We start from the raw sequence: 17,928 nt of genomic DNA on the forward strand, positions 1-17,928 counted from the left end.
CGGTCTGCGATCACCCCGATCGAGTGGCCCGAAGGACAGCATTCGCTAGGATCGGGCCATGGCCATCGAGCGGCACACCGAGCAGCCCCCCGGGGAGGACTTCCGCCCGCACCGCGTCGTCGTCCTCGCCATGGACGGCGCGCTGCCCTTCGAGCTGGGCATTCCGCACCGCATCTTCGGACGCCCCAAGGACGCCGCGGGGCGCCATCTGTACGAGGTCGTCACCTGCTCGATCCGGCCGCCGGGCCCGGTCCGGACGGACGCCGACTTCGACATCACGGTCGCGAACGGCCCGGAGACCCTGGCCACCGCCGACACGGTGATCGTCCCGGCGTCGTACGAACTCGGCCCGGTCTTCGAGCAGGGCGTGCTCACCCCCGAGCTGGCCGCCGCGCTCGCGCACATCCGCCCCGGCACCCGGCTCGCCTCCATCTGCACCGGCGTCTACGTCCTCGCCGCCGCCGGCCTCCTCGACGGCCGGCCCGCCACCACCCACTGGTCCGACGCCGAGCGCCTCCAACGTCTGTTCCCGCAGATCAGGGTGGACGCCAACGTCCTGTACGTCGACAACGGCGACGTCCTGACCTCCGCGGGCGTCGCGGCCGGTGTCGACCTGTGCCTGCACATCGTGCGCCGCGACCACGGCACCGCCGTCGCCAACGACGTGGCCCGCCGCACAGTCGTACCGCCGCACCGCGAGGGCGGCCAGGCGCAGTTCATCCAGCGCCCGGTGCCGGAGCCCCAGCTGGCCACCACGACCACGGCCCGCGCCTGGGCCCTGGGCCGTCTCCACGAGCCGATCCAGTTGCGCGACATGGCGGACCAGGAGTCCATGTCGGTCCGCACCTTCACCCGCCGCTTCCGCGAGGAGGTCGGCATCAGCCCGGGCCAGTGGCTCACCCAGCAGCGGGTGGAACGCGCCCGGCATCTGCTGGAGTCCACCGACCTCTCCGTCGACCAGGTCGCCCGGGACGCCGGCTTCGGCACGGCCCAGTCGATGCGGCAGCACCTACAGGCGGCGCTCGGGGTCACCCCCTCCAGCTACCGGCGCACCTTCCGCGCCGGCAGCGACGGCGTCAACGGGCAGGTCTCCAGCGGCACTTGAGCGGTCCCGCCGGACCTCTCCCCACCAGCCGAGCGCCGTCAGCAGCAGGGTCAGCAGCACGCCGGCCAGGATGGCCGTGGACGGCGCCACCAGCTGGAGCAGGCCGCCGGCGAGGGAACCGGTCGCCGCGTACCCGGCGCCCGCGGCCGCGTACATCACGGAGTAGCCCGCGGCCACGGCACCCGGTGGCACGGCCTCGCGCAGGGACAGGTTGCGGGTGATCAGCGCGCCCGACTGAAGCGTGCCCGCCAGCACGAGGGCGACCGCGATCCCGGCCGCCCCCGGTATCAGTGCGGCGAGGGTCACGAAGACCGACATGCCGCACATCAGCACCACGCTGCGCGCCCGGAGCCGCCCCGGCCACGGCCGGAGGCCGTACAGGAACGCGCCGACCGCCGCTCCCACCGCCAGCCCCGCCAGCATCGGCCCGGACCAGCCGACACCGATGCCGCGCTGCTCCAGCAGGGCGGGCAGGGTGAGTTCGGCCAAGCCGAGCAGTGTGAGACTGGCCGCGCCCGTGACGTACACCGGCCAGGCGCGTATCAAGACCCTGAACCGCCCTGCCTCCCCACCCTGCTCCCCCTTGCCCCAGCCGGCCGGCAGCAGCCAGTGGCCCGCGATCGAAGACGCCATCAGGGCGGCCCCGAGGAGCAGCGGCACCCGGGGCGCCACCCCGAGGGCGAGGCCGGCGACCGCGACCGGGGAGACGGCCCACACACCCGACATCAGCATCGACTCGGCGGACAGCGCCTGCGCCACGGCACGCTCCGGGACCAGCGAGGTCAGCAGCGCCCGCTGCCCGCCGGCCGCAGCGGCGGGAGCCGCACCGGCCAGGAACGCGAACGCCCCCAGCACGACGGGGTGTGCCCCGGCCAGCACCCCGAGCCCCGCGAACCCCACCGCCCCGCCCGCGAGTCCGAAGGCCAGGTGCCGACGGCCGCGCGCCGGGTCCAGCCGCATTCCGAGCACCGGCGCCCCGATGATCTCGCCGAGCACATAGGCCGCTGCGAGCGCCGCCCCCAGCGAATAGCCACCGGGCCGCTCCCGCACCAGGAACACCAGGGCCAACGGCGCCATGGCGACCGGCAGACGGGAGGCGACGGCGGTGCAGGCCCAGATCAGGACCTGCTTGGAGGCGACGTCTCGATAGGTCATGCGTCGACGCTAAGGGCTGGGACCGACAGCGCCCCAGGAGTTTTCCGGCGCCTGTGGAAAACCTCTGGCATGTTCAGAACATCAGCACTCCCCGAGCCACCTTCCCCGCCTCCGCATCCGCCGCCGCCCGCTCGAACTCCTCAACGGGATAGGTCTGCGTCACCAGTTCGTCGAGCAGCAGCCGCCCGTCCCGGTACAACTCGGCGTACAGCGCGATGTCCCGCTGCGGACGCGAGGACCCGTAACGGCACCCCAGGATCGACTTGTCCAGGAACATGGACGCCACGACGAAGGACGCCTCCGCCCCGGCCGGCGGCATACCGAGCAGGACCGCCTGCCCATGCCGGTCCAGCAGACCGACGGCCTGCCGGACGAGCTCCACCCGCCCGACGCACTCGAAGACGTGGTCCGCCCCGGTGGGCAGCAGCTCCCGCACCCCCTCCGTCGAGGTCAGGAACTCGGTCGCCCCGAACTGCCGCGCCACCGCCTCCTTGGCCGGATTGGCATCGACGGCGACGATCCGCAGCGCACCCGCGATCCGCGCCCCTTGAAGCACATTGAGTCCGATCCCACCGGTCCCGATCACGACCACGCTGTCCCCGCGGTCCACCTTCGCCCGGTTGAGCACGGCCCCGACCCCGGTCAGCACCCCGCACCCGATGAGCGCGGCCGAAGGCATGGAGATGTCCTTCGGAATACGCACCACCTGCACGGCCTTGACCACGGTCCGCTCGGCGAACGCCGAGTTGCACGCGAACTGGAAGACAGGACGCCCACCTTGGGTGAACGGCTGCCCGGGCCGGCCGATCGCCCGCCGGCACATGGTCGGCCGCCCCCGGTCACAATCCGCGCACGTACCGCAGTTGGCAAGCGTGGACAGAGCCACATGATCCCCGGCCGAGACATGTGTGACCCCGTCCCCCACCGCGTCCACCACCCCCGCACCCTCATGTCCCAGCACCACAGGAACCGGGAAAGGTATGGTCCCGTCCACCACGGACAGATCGCTGTGGCACAGCCCGGCCGCCGAGACCGCGACCCGCACCTCACCGGGTCCGGGATCCCGTACCTCCAGATCGTCCACGACCTCGACCCGCTGCCCGTCGAACACCACGCCCCGCATCACACCGCCCCCTCAGCCCTTCGGTTCCTTCGGCAGGCCGAGCGCGCGCTCGGCGATGATCGTGCGCTGGATCTGGTCCGAGCCGCCGTAGATGGTGTCGGCCCGGGAGAACAGGAACAGGTGCTGCATCGCGTCGAGTTCGTACGGCGCCGAGTCCGACCAGTCCGCCGGGCCCACCCCGGCCGCCGCACCCCGCACCTGCATCGCCAGCTCCCCGAGCCGCTGGTGCCAGCCGCTCCACAGCAGCTTGGCCACGCTCGACGCGCCCGGGTCCGCCGAACCGCCCAGTGTCCGCAGGGCGTTCCACCGCATCGTCCGCAGCTCCGCCCACTGCCGCACGAGCCGCTCCCGTACGACCGGATCGGCCACCGCACCCGAGGCGAGGGCGGCCCGCACCACCCGCCCCAGCTCCTCGGCGAACCCGATCTGCTGGGCCAGCGTCGAGACCCCGCGTTCGAACCCGAGCAGGCTCATCGCGACCCGCCAGCCGCCGCCCTCGCCGCCGACGACATGTTCCACGCGCGCGTGCGCCCCGTCGAAGAACACCTCGTTGAAGTCGCTCGTGCCGGTCATCTGGCGGATCGGGCGGACCTCGATCCGGCCCGGCTGGTCCATGGGCACCAGCAGGAAACTGAGCCCGTGGTGGCGTCGCGAGCCGGGTTCGGTGCGGGCCAGCACGAAGCACCAGTCCGCCTCGTGGGCGAGCGAGGTCCAGATCTTCTGGCCGGTGATCCGGTACGACGTGCCGCCCGGCTCGCGTACGGCCGTCGTGCGCACGCCGGCCAGGTCCGAGCCGGCGTCCGGCTCGCTGTAGCCCTGGCACCACAGTTCGTCCCCGGCGGCGACCGGGGGGAGGAAGCGGGCCTTCTGCTCCTCGGTGCCGTGGGCGATGAGGGTGGGGGCGAGGAGGTTCTCGCCGATGTGGCCGGAGCGCGGCGGTGCGGGCGAGCGGGCGTACTCCTCGGCCCAGGCGACCTGTTGGGTGAGGGTGGCGGTGCGGTTGCCGTAACCGGGTTCGGGCCAGCCGAGGCCTATCCAACCCGCCTTGCCGAGGGTGCGTTCCCAGGTACGGCGGTCCGGGGCGCCGTCGGCATGGGCGGCGAGCCATTCTCGCGCCTCGGCTCGAAATGCCTCGTCCTCTGCCGTGAATCCAAAGTCCACGGGGTCTCCTCTCAGCATGGGGTGCGTCCAGCGACCCCAGGGGCGCGGGGCTGTGACATATGCGGCTCTGCCGTGGGGGCCCGACCGGCCCCAACGAACCCGCAGCCGCCGTACGACGCATCCCCCGGGCTACTGGGCGTTCGGCCGGCCCCCCTCTCGCGCCGCCCTCTCCATCCCCGCCAACTGCGACAGCATCGGCATCGGATCCACCCCCACCGTCCCCGGCAGGAAGTCCGCGATCCGTTCCGGCGTCCAGGAACCCTCGGCGTACGCGGCGCGCAGCTCCCTCGGCTGGGCCCAGACGGCGATCTTCGGGCCGGCGATCGTGTACACCTGCCCGGTGATGCCGGCCTCCCGCGCCCGCTCCGACAGCAGATAGGCCACGAGCGCGGCAACGTCCTCCGGCTCGCCGATCTCCGCCAGTTCCATCGGCACGTTCGCCGACATCCGCGTACGGGCCACGGGCGCCACGGCATTCGCGGTCACCCCGTACTTGTGCAGGCCGAGCGCGGCGCTCCGCACCAGCGAGATGATTCCGCCCTTGGCCGCGCTGTAGTTGGCCTGCGAGACGGACCCCTGATGGTTGCCGCTGGTGAAGCCGATCAGGGTCCCCGACCGCTGTGTGCGCATCACCGCCGAGGCCGCCCGGAACACCGTGAACGTCCCTTTGAGGTGGGTGGCGACGACCGGGTCCCACTCCTCCTCGGTCATGTTGAACAGCATCCGCTCGCGCAGGATCCCGGCGACGCAGACGACACCGTCGAGCCGTCCGTACGACGACAGCGCCGCGTCGACCACCCGCTGACCACCGGCCATCGTGGAGATGTCGTCGGCCACCGCGATCGCCTCCCCGCCCGCCGCCTCGATCTCCTTGACCACGGCCTCGGCGACCTCGCTGGTCGGAAAGGCCCCGTCGACGGCCACCCCGTAGTCGTTGACGACGACGCGCGCTCCCTCGGCGGCCGCCGCGCGCGCGACCGCCCGCCCGATGCCCCGTCCGGCCCCGGTCACGGCGACGACCTTGCCGGCCAAGAAGTTCCCCACGCCCGGCCCCTTCCCGCAGTTTCTGACGACCCGTTAGATTTTTGTCCTGCCAGACGCCTGGAGACAAGCCCCGGGGAGGGCTCATGTCACTGCCGGTCGAGTTCCACGACATCGCGGGGCGCGTGAACAACTGGGGCCGCTGGGGGGCGGACGACGAGCGGGGGACGCTCAACCTGATCACCGACGAGGTCGTCCGCGCGGCCGCCGCCGAGGTCCGCACGGGACGCCGCGTCCCCCTCGCCCTGCCCCTGCAACAGGACGGCGTGCAGACCGGGATGATCCCCGGGCGGGTCAACCCCCTGCACGTCATGGTGCAGATCAACCAGGAACTGTTCGGGCCGGGCACGGTCGCGTGCAGCGACGACGCCGTGACCATGGGCCTGCAGGCGGCGACCCACTGGGACGCGCTGACCCACGTCTCGCACTCCGGCAGGCTCTACAACGGCCGCCCGGCCGGCACCATCACCGCGCACGGCGGGGCGGAGTTCGGCGGCATCGACAAGGCGCGGCACATCGTCTCGCGCGGGGTGCTCCTGGACGTCGCCCGCGCGCGGGGGACGGACCGGCTCCCCGGCGGGCATGCGGTCACTCCGGAGGATCTGGACGCGGCCGAGGAACTCGCCGGTACACGTGTGCGCGCCGGTGACATCGTCCTCGTACGGACCGGGCAGGTGCAGGTCTGTCTCGCCGGTGACAAGCACGGATACGGGTTTCCGTCGCCGGGGCTGTCGATCCGGACGCCGGAGTGGTTCCACGCGCGCGATGTGGCGGCCGTGGCGAACGACACGCTCACGTTTGAGATATTTCCGCCCGAGATCGAGAATCTCTGGCTTCCCGTGCATGCGCTGCACCTGGTGGAGATGGGGATGCCGCAGGGCCAGAACTGGAATCTCGAAAAGTTGTCCACAGCCTGTGGAGAAACGAACCGCTACGCGTTCCTGCTGTCGGCGATGCCCGAACCGTTCGTCGGCGCGACGGGGACGCCGGTGGCGCCGGTCGCGATCCTGTAGGTGATCCGGGGATGAGTCCGGCTGGCGACGCGACAGCGCCCGCCCCGAGCACCGCACCACGCGCCGCCATCCGACTCCGGCGTGCCCTCCCCCGCTCTCGGCTTCTCCCCCACGCTCGACTTCGCTCGAGCGGGGGGACCCCATGAGCGGGAGGGATCCTCATCGGTCCCTCTTGGTCCTGAGAGAACCGACGCCGAATCGCGACCCGCACTCGCCGAGGGCTCCCGTCACCGAAACCCTCGTCGTCCCCTCGCGGCGAATCGCTGAGCAACAGCGTGATCAACCCGTCACGTGACGTCAACACCCGTTCGGAGATTTATGACTTACGCCCTTTTTGGCGCAGGCGCGCATGGAAGCACATCCCGGCGCGCCACCCCTCACCCGACCCGAAAAGCCCGGCGCCGCTGCAACCGTGCCCCCGGCCTGCCCCGACCCTGACCGGGCCCGTCGCGACCTTTACGGAAACCGGCACAACCGGACCCGGTCGGCTCACACCGCCTCGTAGGCCAGCCCCTCGTATCCCTCGAAGCCCTCGTATCCGGGAGCCCGGTCGCCCCCGCACGCCACCGCGGCCGTCCGGGACTCGGTGCAGCGGTCCAGTTCGCACCAGATGCGCTTGCCGACGCCCTCGGGGCTCCAGCCCCAGCGGTCGGCGAGGCCGTCGACGAGCGCCAGGCCGCGGCCGCCGGTCGCTTCGCCGTCCGCCCACCGGGGCAGCGGGGCCCGGGTGCTGCCGTCGGCCACCTCCAGGCGGACGGTGGCCGGTTCGGCGGTCGGCTGGGGCAGGGACAGCCTCAGAACGGCCGGACAGCCGGTGTGCACCACGGCGTTGGTGACCAGTTCGGAGACGAGCAGGACCAGGGTCTCGGCAAGCGGTTCGTCGGCCTCTATACCGGACCCGGCGAGACGTGAACGCGTCCATCTGCGGGCGCGCCCCACTTCCGCGGGGTCGGGCCGGATCTCCAGCTGCACTTGAAGCACCTGCACCGCTCACACCATCCGAACCGGTGGACACAAAGGCTCGCGCCTCACGAGGGCCACGATCGTAGCCATTTTCTGCATGACCAGAACAACAGCGAGGGCAGGGTTCACGGAACGTGACTCCCTTATGAACCAGCATGGTTGACGCACAGTCACCCCAACAAGCGCTTCGGGCATATTCCAGCGCGAAGGAGTATCCATGCGGCATACTGTGCGACGCTCGTCGCGGGGGGTCGAACAGGCGGTGGAACAGGGCCTTCCCACCGGGCGAGCAGCGGCGCGCACCGCTGGATCCGGAGCCGCCCCAGGGGCAACACCGGCACGGCTCGCGCTCGGAACCACTCGCATCCCACACAAGGTACCGGAGCGGACCTTCGACTCCGGGACGTGACGAGTCACACCTGGGACACAAGGCGATATCAACGCTCAGTGATACCGGTATGCCACAATCCGCGACACGCGCGGCGGCCTGTTCACCGAGTCCGCAGCCCAGCGCCGTGTCCGTCCACCCCGGTTGACAGATCCTGCGCCAGGAGCTCCTCACTCTCCGTACCGCCTCCCGCACGATGGGTTCGCACCCAGGCGCGCTTCAGATGCAGATGCACCTCCGCCTCCCAGGTGAAGCCCATGCCGCCGTGCACCTGGAGGCAGTCGCGGGCACCGCGCACGGCCGCCTCGTCGGCGAGCAGCCGGGCCACGGCGATGTCCACGGGGTCGGCGGTGACGGCCGCCGCGTACACGGCTGCGCGGACCACCTCCACGCGGACCAGCATCTGCGCACACAGGTGCTGTACGGCCTGGAAGGCGCCGATCGGACGCCCGAACTGCTCGCGGGTACGGGCGTGTTGCACCGCGAGCTCACAGGTGCGGGCGGCGCTGCCGAGCTGCTCGGCGGCGGTCAGGAGCACGGCCGTCGGATCCGCCGCGCCCAGGGGGGCCGGCTCCGCGTGCAGGGGCGAACCCTTCGCCTCAGGCGGCCTCGTCGCGCCGCGCACGCCTGCCACCACCCCGGCCCCAGCCGCCTCCGGCACACGGTGCAGCGGCGTGAGCGGGTCCACCGACCGCAGGGGTACGGCCCCGTGCGCGTCCCCGCGCACGACGTCGGCCTGCGTCAGCCACTCCACCAGCCCGCTGCCGTCGACCGCCGCCACGACGACCGAGCCGTCGGCCGCCCCCGGCACCGCGCCCGCCGCGAGATGCGTGGCCAGCAACGGGCCCGGCAGCAGGGCCCGTCCGGCCTCCTCGAAGGCCAGCACGGCCTCGGCCGGCCCGAGTCCGACCCCGCCGTCCGCCTCGGGCAGTCGTAGCGCGAAGAACCCCGCCGCGCCCAGCTCGCGCCACAGCCCCCGGTCCAGGACGGACGCTTCCACGGCCGCCCGGAGCGCCTCGCCGTCGAAGCGCCGCACGAGCAGCTGCCGTACGGTGTCCCGCAACGCCCGCTGTTCCTCGGTCAGTCGGAAGCGCACGTCAGCGTCCCTTCGGCAGTCCGAGGATCCGTTCGGCCACGATGTTGTGCTGGATCTGCGAGGTGCCGGCCGCGATGGTGTACGACAGCGAGGACAGCCGGTCGAGCACCCAGGGCCGGTCCAGGTCGAGCGACTCGGCGCCCAGGACGTCGGCCGCGGCGTCGTACAGCTCCTGACGCGCCTGTGAGTACCTCAGTTTGAAAACCGAACCCCCCACGCCGGGCACCCCGCCCGACGCCTCCGCCTCGCTCACGTTCCACTGGGTCAGCCGCCACAGCGCCCGGAACTCCGCGTTCAGCCGCCCGAGTCGCCGCCGCAGCACCGGATCGTCCCAGCGTCCGTTCGCCCGCGCCTGCCGGGCCAGCTCCCCCAGTACGCGCCGGCAGGCCACCACCTCGCCCACGAACGCCGTCCCCCGCTCGAACGACAGCGTCACCATGGTCACCCGCCAGCCGTCGTTCTCGTCCCCCACCCGGTTGGCGACCGGCACGCGCACGTCGTCGAGGAACACCTCGGCGAACTCGGCCGACCCCGCGAGCGTCCGCAGCGGCCGTACGGTGATGCCCGGCGCGTCCATGGGCATGGCCAGCCAGGTGATCCCACGGTGCCTGGGCGCCTCCGGGTCCGTCCGCACCAGCAGTTCGCACCAGTCGGCGACCTCGGCGTGCGAGGTCCAGATCTTGGACCCGCTCACCACGTAGTCGTCGCCGTCCCTGCGCGCGCGCGTGCGCAGGGACGCGAGGTCGGATCCGGCGTCCGGTTCGCTGAAGCCCTGGCACCACACCTCCTCGCCGCGCAGGACGGGCGGCAGCCAGCGCGCCCGCTGCCCGGCCGTGCCCTCGGCGGCGATGGTCGGCCCCGCGTGCAGCAGCCCGACGAAGTTGGCCCCCACATAGGGGGCGCCCGCCTTTTCCGTCTCCTCCAGGAAGATCAGGCGAACACTCGGTGAGCCGTCCCAGTGGACGTCGGCGTATCCGGCGTCGTACAGCATCCGCTGCCACCCGAGGTCGTAGGCCCGCCGGGCGGGCCAGTCGTCGGGGGACGGTTTCGGCGGCAGCGTGGGCAGCACCTTGCCCAGCCACTCCCGCAGGCGCTCCCGGAAGTCCTCCTCCTCGGGTGTGTACGACAGGTCCATCAGCGGTCCAGGTCGAGATCCAGCATGCGGATCGCGTTGCCCCGCATCAGCTTGTACACCGTCTCGTCGTCGAGGCCCTTGACGTGGTCGAGGGCCACTTCCCTGGTGTGCGGGAAGGTGGAGTCGACGTGCGGATAGTCGGTCTCGAAGGTGGCGTTGTCGCGCCCCACGACGTCCAGCGAGGCGATGCCGTGCTTGTCGCGGAAGAAGCAGCAGTAGATCTGCCGGTAGTAGTACGTCGACGGCGGCTCCGGAATGGTGTCGCGGACGCCGCCCCAGGCGCGGTGCTCCTGCCAGACGTCGTCGGCGCGTTCCAGGGCGTACGGGATCCAGCCCATCTGCCCCTCGGAGTAGGCGAGCCTGAGCGTCGGGAACTTCACGAGCACGCCGCTGAACAGGAAGTCCATCATCGAGGCCATGGCGTTGTTGAAGGACAGCGAGGCCTGGACGGCGGGCGGGGCGTCGGGAGAGGCGGCCGGCATCTGCGAGGACGAACCGATGTGCATGTTGACGACCGTCCCGGTCTCCTGGCAGACCGCGAAGAACGGGTCCCAGTAGCCGGAGTGGATGGACGGCAGCCCCAGATAGGTGGGGATCTCGGAGAAGGTCACCGCCCGCACTCCGCGGGCCGCGTTCCGCCTGATCTCCTCCACCGCCAGCTCGACGTCCCACAGCGGGATCAGGCACAGCGGGATGAGCCGGCCGCCGCTGTCCCCGCACCACTCCTCGACCATCCAGTCGTTGTAGGCGCGCACACAGGCCAGCGCGACCTCCTTGTCGTGCGCCTCGGCGAAGGTCTGCCCGCAGAAGCGCGGGAAGGTCGGGAAGCAGAGGGACGCCTCGACGTGGTTGAGATCCATGTCCCTGAGCCGCTCGGCGGGGTCCCAGCAGCCCGGCCGCATCTCCGCGCGCGTGATGCCCTCCAGGGTCATCTCGTCGCGGTCGAAGCCGACGGCGGCGATGTTGCGCTTGTACGGGAACTTCAGGTCCTCGTAGATCCACCAGTCGGTGGGCGGGCCGTCCGGGTCCATGGTGATCTGGTACTTGCCGCCGACGTAGGCGAGTTCGCCGATCCCGGCGGTGAGGGGCTTGGGGCCGCGGTCGCGGTACTTCTTCGGCAGCCAGGTCTCGAAGAGGTGCGCGGGTTCGATCACATGGTCGTCGACGCTGATGATGCGGGGCAGTTCGGTCATGGGTCCCCTCCGCGGAGATACGGATCTGATGCTCCGTCAGATAGCGCGCTGAGGGAAGGCTAGCCCCGCACCCCTGGACCGACAAGGCGCCGAGCCCTACGCTCACCCCACTATCTGACTAGCCGTCAGCTGGACAGGGGGCCGACGTGAACGACACCGCGCACGCGCTCAGCACCTCCCGCACCCTCTGGGACCTGCTCGTCCGCCGCGCCGACCGCACCCCCGACCGCCCCGTCCTGCTCCAGGACGACCGCTCGGTGAGCTTCGGCGCGCTGCGCGAGGGTGCCGAGCGGGCGGCGGCCGGTCTGTACGGCATGGGGGTGCGCCCCGGCACGGTCGTCGCCTGGCAGCTGCCCACCCGCATCGAGACGGCGGTGCTGTCCTTCGCGCTGGCCCGCCTGGGCGCCGTACAGACGCCGCTCATCCCGTTCCTGAGGGACCGCGAGGTCGGCTTCGCACTGCGGGAGTCGCGGGCCGAGTACCTCGCCGTACCGGGCGAGTGGCGCGGCTTCGACCACACGGAGATGGCGCGCCGGCTCGGCGCGAAGGGAATCTTCGAGGCGTACGACGACCTGCCCGACGGCGATCCGTCCGTGCTGCCCCCGCCGCCGGCGCAGGGCACTGAGGTCCGCTGGATCTACTGGACCTCCGGCACGACCTCGGAGCCCAAGGGCGTCCTGCACACGGACCGTTCGCTGATCGCGGGCGGCTCCTGCCTGGCGCACGCCCTGCGGCCCACCGCCGGGGACGTGGGGTCGATCGCGTTCCCGTACGCGCACATCGGCGGTCCCGACTACATGGTGATGCTGCTGCTGTACGGCTTCCCCGCGGTGCTGGTCGAGCAGTTCGCGCTGCCTCAGGCGCTGGCGGTGTACCGCAGGCACGGGGTGACGCTGGCGGGCGGGTCGACGGCGTTCTACTCGATGTTCCTGGCCGAGCAACGCAAGCAGCCGGACACGCCGGTCGTGCCGACCCTGCGGCTGCTGGCCGGCGGCGGGGCACCCAAGCCACCGGAGATCTACCACGCCGTCGTACGCGAGATGGGGGTGCAGCTCACCCACGGATACGGGATGACCGAGGTCCCGATGATCACGATGGGGGCGCCGGACGACACGTCCGAGAACCTGGCCACCACGGAGGGGCGCCCGCCGGACGGCATGGAGATACGGATCGTGGACGGGGAGGTGCGGCTGCGCGGAGAGGCCGTGTGCCGGGGCTATCTGGATCCCGCGCAGACGGCGGAGGCCTTCGACGCGGAGGGCTTTCTGCGCACCGGCGACCTCGGGCATCTGACGGAGAGCGGGCATCTGGTGCTCACCGGCCGCCTCAAGGACGTGATCATCCGCAAGGGCGAGAACATCTCGGCCAAGGAGATCGAGGACCTGCTGCACCGGCATCCGGCGGTCGCGGACGTGGCGGTGATCGGGCTGCCGGACGCCGAACGCGGTGAGCGGGTCTGCGCGGTGGTCGAACAACCGGCGGGGGCGGGTGCGTTGACCCTGGAGGCGGTGACGTCGCATCTGCGCGCGGAAGGGCTGTCCGTGCACAAACTGCCGGAGCAGCTGGAGGTGGTGGACGCCCTTCCGCGGGGCGAGACACTGCGCAAGGTGCTCAAGTACAAGCTGCGGGAACGCTATTCGGGCACGGTGAAGTAACGGGCGAAGGCGGGCACGATCTCCACCTCGCTCACCTTGCCGTCACCGTCCGTGTCGAGCGCGGCGGCCGCGGAGTGCGCGATGTTCTCCGGCACGCCGAGCACCTTCAGGACACGTGCGGTGTCCGCGACGGTGGCGGCTCCGTCGCCGTCGGTGTCCGCCACGGCGATGGCGGCGTGCAGGAACGGGCGGGCGATCTCGGCGAACCGGTCCGGATTGTCGCGCAGTCGCTTGACCGCACCGTTCACGAACTCCTCGCGGGTGATCCGCTGGTCACCGTCCCGGTCCGCAATCCCGGCCATGCCCTGCCAGAAGGCCTCGGCGCCGACGTACAGCGCCTGCCCCTTGTCGGACCGGGCCGCGGTGCCGAACTCCGCGAGCAGCGCCTTGGCCGCACCGCTGAAGTCCTCGCGGTCGATGTAACCGTTGCCGTCCTGGTCGAAGGTGGCGAACCGGGCCGCAATCCTGCGCTCGTACTCGCTGCTGACCATGTCTTTTCGGGCCGCCTCACGTCATCTCGGGGTGCATCTCGCACGGAGCGTACGACGTCGGGGGCGGTCCCGGAGCGGGAAACCCACGGTTGTGCCAAGACCGGGGGAATTCTGGAACAACGATGTGAACGACGTGGCAGAGGTCACGCCGAGAGGGGGCGCGCCTCGTCGGACGTCGCGGACGGCAGATCCGCGTGCACGTCGAACAGCCTGCGCACGCCCAGCGCGCCGAGGACGCGGTTGACATGGGAGCCGTCGGCCGCCCCCTGAGCCGGAAGTATCAGACGGAGCCGTCCCTGACAGGAGCGCAGCAGACGGCGGGCGGCGATGAGCACGCCGACACCGCTGGAATCGCAGAACCAGACCTCGGAGAGGTCGAGGACGAGACTGTGGCGGCCCTCGGCCACCAGGTCGTGCACCCGCTGACGCAACACGGGTGACGTCACCAGATCCAGCTCGCCCGACACCTGGAGCACGGCCCATCGGCCCTGCTCGCCGCCGGTCACATTGAACGCCACCACCATGCCCTTCGCTCGCCGAAACGGAAGCAACTCCTACACTTCCTCGCAGCGCGGCTGCCCAGCGGCCGTTCCCTGAAACACCTCACCGAAAACGAAACCCGAACGAAAAAGGCTTGTTTCAGTCGCATTCGATCCTGTTCGATCAGGCCTGAGTGCATGGTGACGGGGTAGACGCGGCGTAAGTCCACTATCACCAGCGGCTTGTCGGGGAGCGCACATTGCCACAAAGGGGCGTGCATTGTCGGACGTGCCGACTACATTCGAGGTGGCGACGGACACACGCTGGACACCGGGACGGAGCACGGGGAGGGGGCCGCATGGCGAAGAAGGACGCACCGCCCCGCTGGGACCGCAAGATGCAGCAGCGCCTCGCCCGCGGTGAGGCCGCCGCCCTCGGCGAGCTCTACGACCGGTTCGCCTCCCTCGTGCACGGCCAGGCCCACCGTGTGCTCGGCGACGAGCACGCCACCGACGGCATCATCCATGAGGTCTTCGCCCACCTCTGGGAGCACCCGGAGGCCTACGACCCCGAGCAGGGCCCCCTGCGCTCCTGGGTCGCCGCGCTGACCCACCGGCTCGCCGTGCAGCGGCTGCGCGCCACCGAGGCCGCCGCGCTCGCCGAGAGCGGCCACGACTCCTCCGAGGACCTGGAGCGCAAGGTCCGCCACGCCTACGTCGCCGCCCGCGCCGACTACATCGTCCAGTCCATGCCGGCCCCGCTGCGCGCAGCCCTGGAGCGTGCCTACTTCCAGCGCCGCGACTACCGCCAGACCGCGACCGACCTCGGCGTCACCGAGGACGAGGCCCGCCGCAGGCTCCGCCTCGGCCTGCAACTGCTCTCCACGGCCCACGACGCCGGCATGCCCGGGGCGCCGCCGGGATACGGGGGTGCGGTGTGACGGAGGCGGACCGCTTCGGGGCGTACGACGAGCATGAGGGGTTCGGGGAGCAGGAGGACGTCGGGAAGGACGAGGAGTACGGCGAACACGAGAGGTACGGCGGACACGAGGAACACGGCGAGCACGGCGATTCCGGAAACGGAAAGAAGGGCGACCCGGATCCGGACCCGCCCCACGGCATCCGGGACGGCGGCTCCCCGCCGGGGCCGGCCGGCCCCGGCGACGGCGACGACCACGCCCCCGTACCCGGCCGGCAGCCGCCCCGCATACCCATGCCGCGCGCCTCGGTCGAGGACAGCGGACGGCCGCTGCCCGCCCTCGACGACCTGCGGGCGGCCATGCCGGACCCCGCACCCCTCGTACTGGAGCACCACGTCCTGAAGTCCCTCCTCGGAGCGTGGGCGCTGGCCGCCTGCTCGGCCGAGGAGACGGCGGCCGTCGAGGAACACCTCGGCACCTGCGGAAGCTGCGCGGACGAGGCACGACGGCTGCGCGAGGCGGTCGGCCTGCTGCAGCGCCCGGACAGCCTCGACCTCGACCCCGGCCTGCGCACCCGCGTCCTGGCCGCCTGCCTCGACCGGCGGCCACCGCGCATCCCGGTTCCCGAGTGGGCGAGGCCGTACGACGCCGAGAGTGCGCGGCTCGACGCCCTGCTGCAGGACTTCGGGGACTCCGAGTGGCACGCGCCGGTACGGCTGCGCTGGTTCGACGGTGCGCAGGCCCTGAGCCGCCGCACCACCGTCGCGGGAGTCATCGCGCACCTGCTGGCGGTCGACGGGATCGTCGCGCTCGCCCTCGGGCTCGACGACCCTCTCGGCGGCACCGACGCCGATGCTCCGACGCCTGCCGGCCGCACGGAGGCGTACTGGCGCGCCTCGCACTTCCCGCCGACCCGCTCGGTGCGGGGGCCCTGGCGGGAGCAGAGCCACGGCATCGTGCGGACGGTGTCCTTCACCGGCGGCGCGGCGAAGCCGGCGGTGTCGTACGGCGACTTCGAACTGCCGCTGCACGACGCGATGATCGACCGGGCGTTCGAGTGCTGGGTACATGCGGAGGACATCGCGGACGCGGTGAACTACCCGTACGAGCCGCCGTCCCCGCGCCATCTCCACCGCATGATCGACCTCGCGGCGCGCCTGCTGCCGGGTGTGCTGGCCGAGCGGCGCCGGTCCGGTCTCGCCGCGCCCGCCCGCACGCCGCGGCGGCTCGTACCGGCCGGTGAGCCCGGCCGGACCCTGCGCCTGGAGATCGAGGGCTCCGGGGGCGGGGAGTGGCTGATTCCGCTCGACTCGCCGGCGGCGGTGGGCTCCGCGGAGCACGAGGTGGCCCATGTCGCACTGGACGGCGCCGAGTTCTGCCGACTGGCCGCGGGCCATGTCCCTCCGGAGGAGGCGGCAGCGGGGCAGGGCGGCGACCGGGAGGCGATCAGGGACGTGCTGCTTGCGGCGGCGTCACTGAGCCGTATGTAGACGCCGGTCAGCCCGCGGGCAGTCGTGCCTCCCCCGGAGGGGGGACCCCCAGGGCGGCACGGGTGGGCGCGGGCAGCACCCCGTCAACGCCGGGCTGCGCGCCCCCCGGCACGACTGCCCGCAGCTGAGTGCCTACGCGAACACCACCGTCCGCCGCCCGTTCAGCAGAATCCTCCGCTCCGCATGCCACTTCACCGCCCGCGCCAGCGCCTGGCACTCCACATCCCGCCCGATACCGACCAACTGCTCCGGCGTGACGCCATGGCCGACCCGCTCGACCTCCTGCTCGATGATCGGCCCCTCGTCGAGATCGGCGGTGACGTAGTGCGCCGTCGCACCGATCAGCTTCACGCCCCGAGCATGCGCCTGGTGGTACGGCTTCGCGCCCTTGAAGCTCGGCAGGAAGGAATGGTGGATGTTGATGATCCGCCCGCTCAGCTGCTTGCACAGGTCGTCGGAGAGGACCTGCATGTAGCGGGCCAGCACGACCAGCTCCACACCCTCCGAGTTCACGATCTCCAGCAGCCGCGCCTCGGCCTCGGCCTTGTTGTCCTTCCCCACCGGAAGGTGGTGGAAGGGAATGTCATAGGAAGCCACGAGCTCGGCGAAATCGGTGTGATTGGACACCACCGCCGCGATCTCCACCGGCAGCGCCCCGATCCGTGCCCGGAACAGCAGGTCGTTCAGGCAGTGCCCGAACTTGCTGACCATCAGCAGGACCCGCATCTTCTCCTCGGCCCGGTGGATCTGCCAGTCCATCCGGAAGGAGTCACCGATCGCCGCGAAGCTGGCCCGCAGCTTGTCCACCGTCACCGGAGCGTCCGCCGAGAAGTGGACGCGCATGAAGAACAGACCCGTGTCGTGGTCACCGAACTGCTGGCTGTCCTCGATGTTGCAGCCGGTCATGAACAGGTAGCTCGACACGGCGTGCACGATGCCCTGCTTGTCGGGGCAGGACAGGGTGAGGACGTACTGGTCGGCCGGGGCCGCGGCTCGGTTGGACTGCTCGTTCATGCAGGACAGGGTCCCACACCGGCCTCGGCGCCGGGCAAGTCGTCCGGCGGTCGGACGAGCTACGCCGACCGCGTGAGTATCCGCAGCACCTCGAGCGTGCGGGGCGGCGCGGCCGGGTCCTCGCCGTCGCTCACCGCCATCCGCACATGGGCGTCCCGCGCGGCCCGCACCGCCTCCGGCCACGCCGGGTGGTCGACGTAGGAGGACACCGGCGCGTCCGGCCCGACCTGGTGCATGATCCGCAGCACCCGCAGTACGGCGGTGTCGACGAGCGCCGCCTCCTGCGAGTCGCGGAAGATCGTGCCGACGTACTTCTCGGCGGACCAGTGGTCGAGCCAGGTGTCCTCGACGAGCCGGTACACGGCGTCGGTGACGTCCCCGTACCCCTCGACTCCCGCCAGCCAGACGTCCCGCTGGAACGCCGGATCGGAAAGCATGTGCAGCGCGGAGCGCACGTTGCTGCGCCAGCGCCACCACGGCATGTCGTTCTGAGGCATGTCGCCCAT

The 17,928-nt window shown here is 71.5% G+C and carries 17 protein-coding genes; 5 read left to right on the forward strand and 12 right to left on the reverse strand.

The features are described 5' to 3' along the window. Nucleotides 1-58: 58 nt before the first annotated feature. Nucleotides 59-1,105 (forward strand): GlxA family transcriptional regulator, encoded by a 1,047-nt coding sequence (locus tag ACFV7R_RS20805; protein WP_385265373.1) that lies wholly within the window; start codon nt 59-61, stop codon nt 1,103-1,105. On the opposite strand, the gene ACFV7R_RS20810 is transcribed toward ACFV7R_RS20805, so the two are convergent. From ACFV7R_RS20810 to ACFV7R_RS20825, 4 genes are all read right to left on the reverse strand, one after another. Beyond that, nucleotides 1,010-2,260: an MFS transporter gene (locus ACFV7R_RS20810; RefSeq protein ID WP_385265376.1), complete on the reverse strand. Its 1,251-nt coding sequence runs from the start codon at nt 2,258-2,260 to the stop codon at nt 1,010-1,012. The genes ACFV7R_RS20805 and ACFV7R_RS20810 overlap by 96 nt on opposite strands. A 73-nt stretch (nt 2,261-2,333) precedes the next feature. Continuing rightward, nucleotides 2,334-3,383 carry a Zn-dependent alcohol dehydrogenase gene (locus ACFV7R_RS20815; protein ID WP_385265378.1) on the reverse strand — a complete coding sequence of 350 codons (1,050 nt, stop codon included), beginning with the start codon at nt 3,381-3,383 and terminating at the stop codon, nt 2,334-2,336. A 12-nt stretch (nt 3,384-3,395) separates the two neighbouring features. After that, nucleotides 3,396-4,544 carry an acyl-CoA dehydrogenase family protein gene (locus tag ACFV7R_RS20820; RefSeq protein WP_385265381.1) on the reverse strand — a complete coding sequence of 383 codons (1,149 nt, stop codon included), beginning with the start codon at nt 4,542-4,544 and terminating at the stop codon, nt 3,396-3,398. Between the two features lie 129 nt (nt 4,545-4,673). Further along, nucleotides 4,674-5,588 (reverse strand): SDR family NAD(P)-dependent oxidoreductase, encoded by a 915-nt coding sequence (locus tag ACFV7R_RS20825; protein WP_385265384.1) that lies wholly within the window; start codon nt 5,586-5,588, stop codon nt 4,674-4,676. Nucleotides 5,589-5,671: 83 nt separating this feature from the next. Between ACFV7R_RS20825 and ACFV7R_RS20830 the strand changes: the two genes are divergently transcribed. Then, nucleotides 5,672-6,598 (forward strand): cyclase family protein, encoded by a 927-nt coding sequence (locus ACFV7R_RS20830; RefSeq protein WP_385265387.1) that lies wholly within the window; start codon nt 5,672-5,674, stop codon nt 6,596-6,598. A 489-nt stretch (nt 6,599-7,087) separates the two neighbouring features. Here the strand turns inward: ACFV7R_RS20830 and ACFV7R_RS20835 are convergent, their stop codons facing one another. The 4 genes from ACFV7R_RS20835 to ACFV7R_RS20850 form a co-directional block, all read right to left on the reverse strand. Continuing rightward, on the reverse strand, nt 7,088-7,570 hold the full coding sequence (locus ACFV7R_RS20835; RefSeq protein WP_385265848.1) for an ATP-binding protein: 483 nt from the start codon (nt 7,568-7,570) through the stop codon (nt 7,088-7,090). A gap of 482 nt (nt 7,571-8,052) precedes the next feature. Continuing rightward, a complete protein-coding gene (locus tag ACFV7R_RS20840) occupies nt 8,053-9,045 on the reverse strand; it encodes an acyl-CoA dehydrogenase family protein (RefSeq protein ID WP_385265390.1) in 993 nt (330 codons plus the stop codon). Between the two features lies 1 nt (nt 9,046). Further along, nucleotides 9,047-10,180, reverse strand: coding sequence for an acyl-CoA dehydrogenase family protein (locus ACFV7R_RS20845; RefSeq protein WP_385265393.1), 1,134 nt, complete (start codon nt 10,178-10,180; stop codon nt 9,047-9,049). Then, nucleotides 10,180-11,373: an amidohydrolase family protein gene (locus tag ACFV7R_RS20850; RefSeq protein ID WP_385265396.1), complete on the reverse strand. Its 1,194-nt coding sequence runs from the start codon at nt 11,371-11,373 to the stop codon at nt 10,180-10,182. The genes ACFV7R_RS20845 and ACFV7R_RS20850 overlap by 1 nt, the downstream gene beginning before the upstream one ends. Nucleotides 11,374-11,519: 146 nt before the next feature. Between ACFV7R_RS20850 and ACFV7R_RS20855 the strand changes: the two genes are divergently transcribed. Next, nucleotides 11,520-13,028 (forward strand): class I adenylate-forming enzyme family protein, encoded by a 1,509-nt coding sequence (locus ACFV7R_RS20855; protein ID WP_385265399.1) that lies wholly within the window; start codon nt 11,520-11,522, stop codon nt 13,026-13,028. Here the strand turns inward: ACFV7R_RS20855 and ACFV7R_RS20860 are convergent. Next, nucleotides 13,007-13,519 (reverse strand): EF-hand domain-containing protein, encoded by a 513-nt coding sequence (locus ACFV7R_RS20860; RefSeq protein WP_385265402.1) that lies wholly within the window; start codon nt 13,517-13,519, stop codon nt 13,007-13,009. The two genes, ACFV7R_RS20855 and ACFV7R_RS20860, sit on opposite strands and share 22 nt — an antisense overlap. Nucleotides 13,520-13,662: 143 nt before the next feature. Next, entirely contained in the window at nt 13,663-14,043 is a 381-nt protein-coding gene (locus ACFV7R_RS20865) for an STAS domain-containing protein (protein ID WP_129797461.1), read from the reverse strand. Nucleotides 14,044-14,357: 314 nt separating this feature from the next. Between ACFV7R_RS20865 and ACFV7R_RS20870 the strand changes: the two genes are divergently transcribed. Both ACFV7R_RS20870 and ACFV7R_RS20875 read left to right on the forward strand, forming a co-directional pair. Next, nucleotides 14,358-14,939, forward strand: coding sequence for an RNA polymerase sigma factor (locus ACFV7R_RS20870; RefSeq protein ID WP_385265405.1), 582 nt, complete (start codon nt 14,358-14,360; stop codon nt 14,937-14,939). Continuing rightward, nucleotides 14,936-16,408: a zf-HC2 domain-containing protein gene (locus ACFV7R_RS20875; RefSeq protein WP_385265408.1), complete on the forward strand. Its 1,473-nt coding sequence runs from the start codon at nt 14,936-14,938 to the stop codon at nt 16,406-16,408. Before ACFV7R_RS20870 ends, ACFV7R_RS20875 begins: the two co-directional genes overlap by 4 nt. Before the next feature lie 132 nt (nt 16,409-16,540). On the opposite strand, the gene purU is transcribed toward ACFV7R_RS20875, so the two are convergent. Together purU and ACFV7R_RS20885 are read right to left on the reverse strand one after the other, a co-directional pair. After that, the gene (purU, locus tag ACFV7R_RS20880; RefSeq protein WP_385265410.1) at nt 16,541-17,422 is read right to left on the reverse strand and encodes a formyltetrahydrofolate deformylase; all 882 of its coding nucleotides are present in this window, start codon (nt 17,420-17,422) and stop codon (nt 16,541-16,543) included. Between the two features lie 59 nt (nt 17,423-17,481). Beyond that, a complete protein-coding gene (locus ACFV7R_RS20885) occupies nt 17,482-17,928 on the reverse strand; it encodes a hypothetical protein (protein ID WP_385265413.1) in 447 nt (148 codons plus the stop codon).

Origin of the sequence: Streptomyces sp. NPDC059866, from assembly GCF_042731325.1 — a bacterium.
In the GTDB taxonomy this organism is placed as follows: domain Bacteria; phylum Actinomycetota; class Actinomycetes; order Streptomycetales; family Streptomycetaceae; genus Streptomyces; species Streptomyces flavusporus.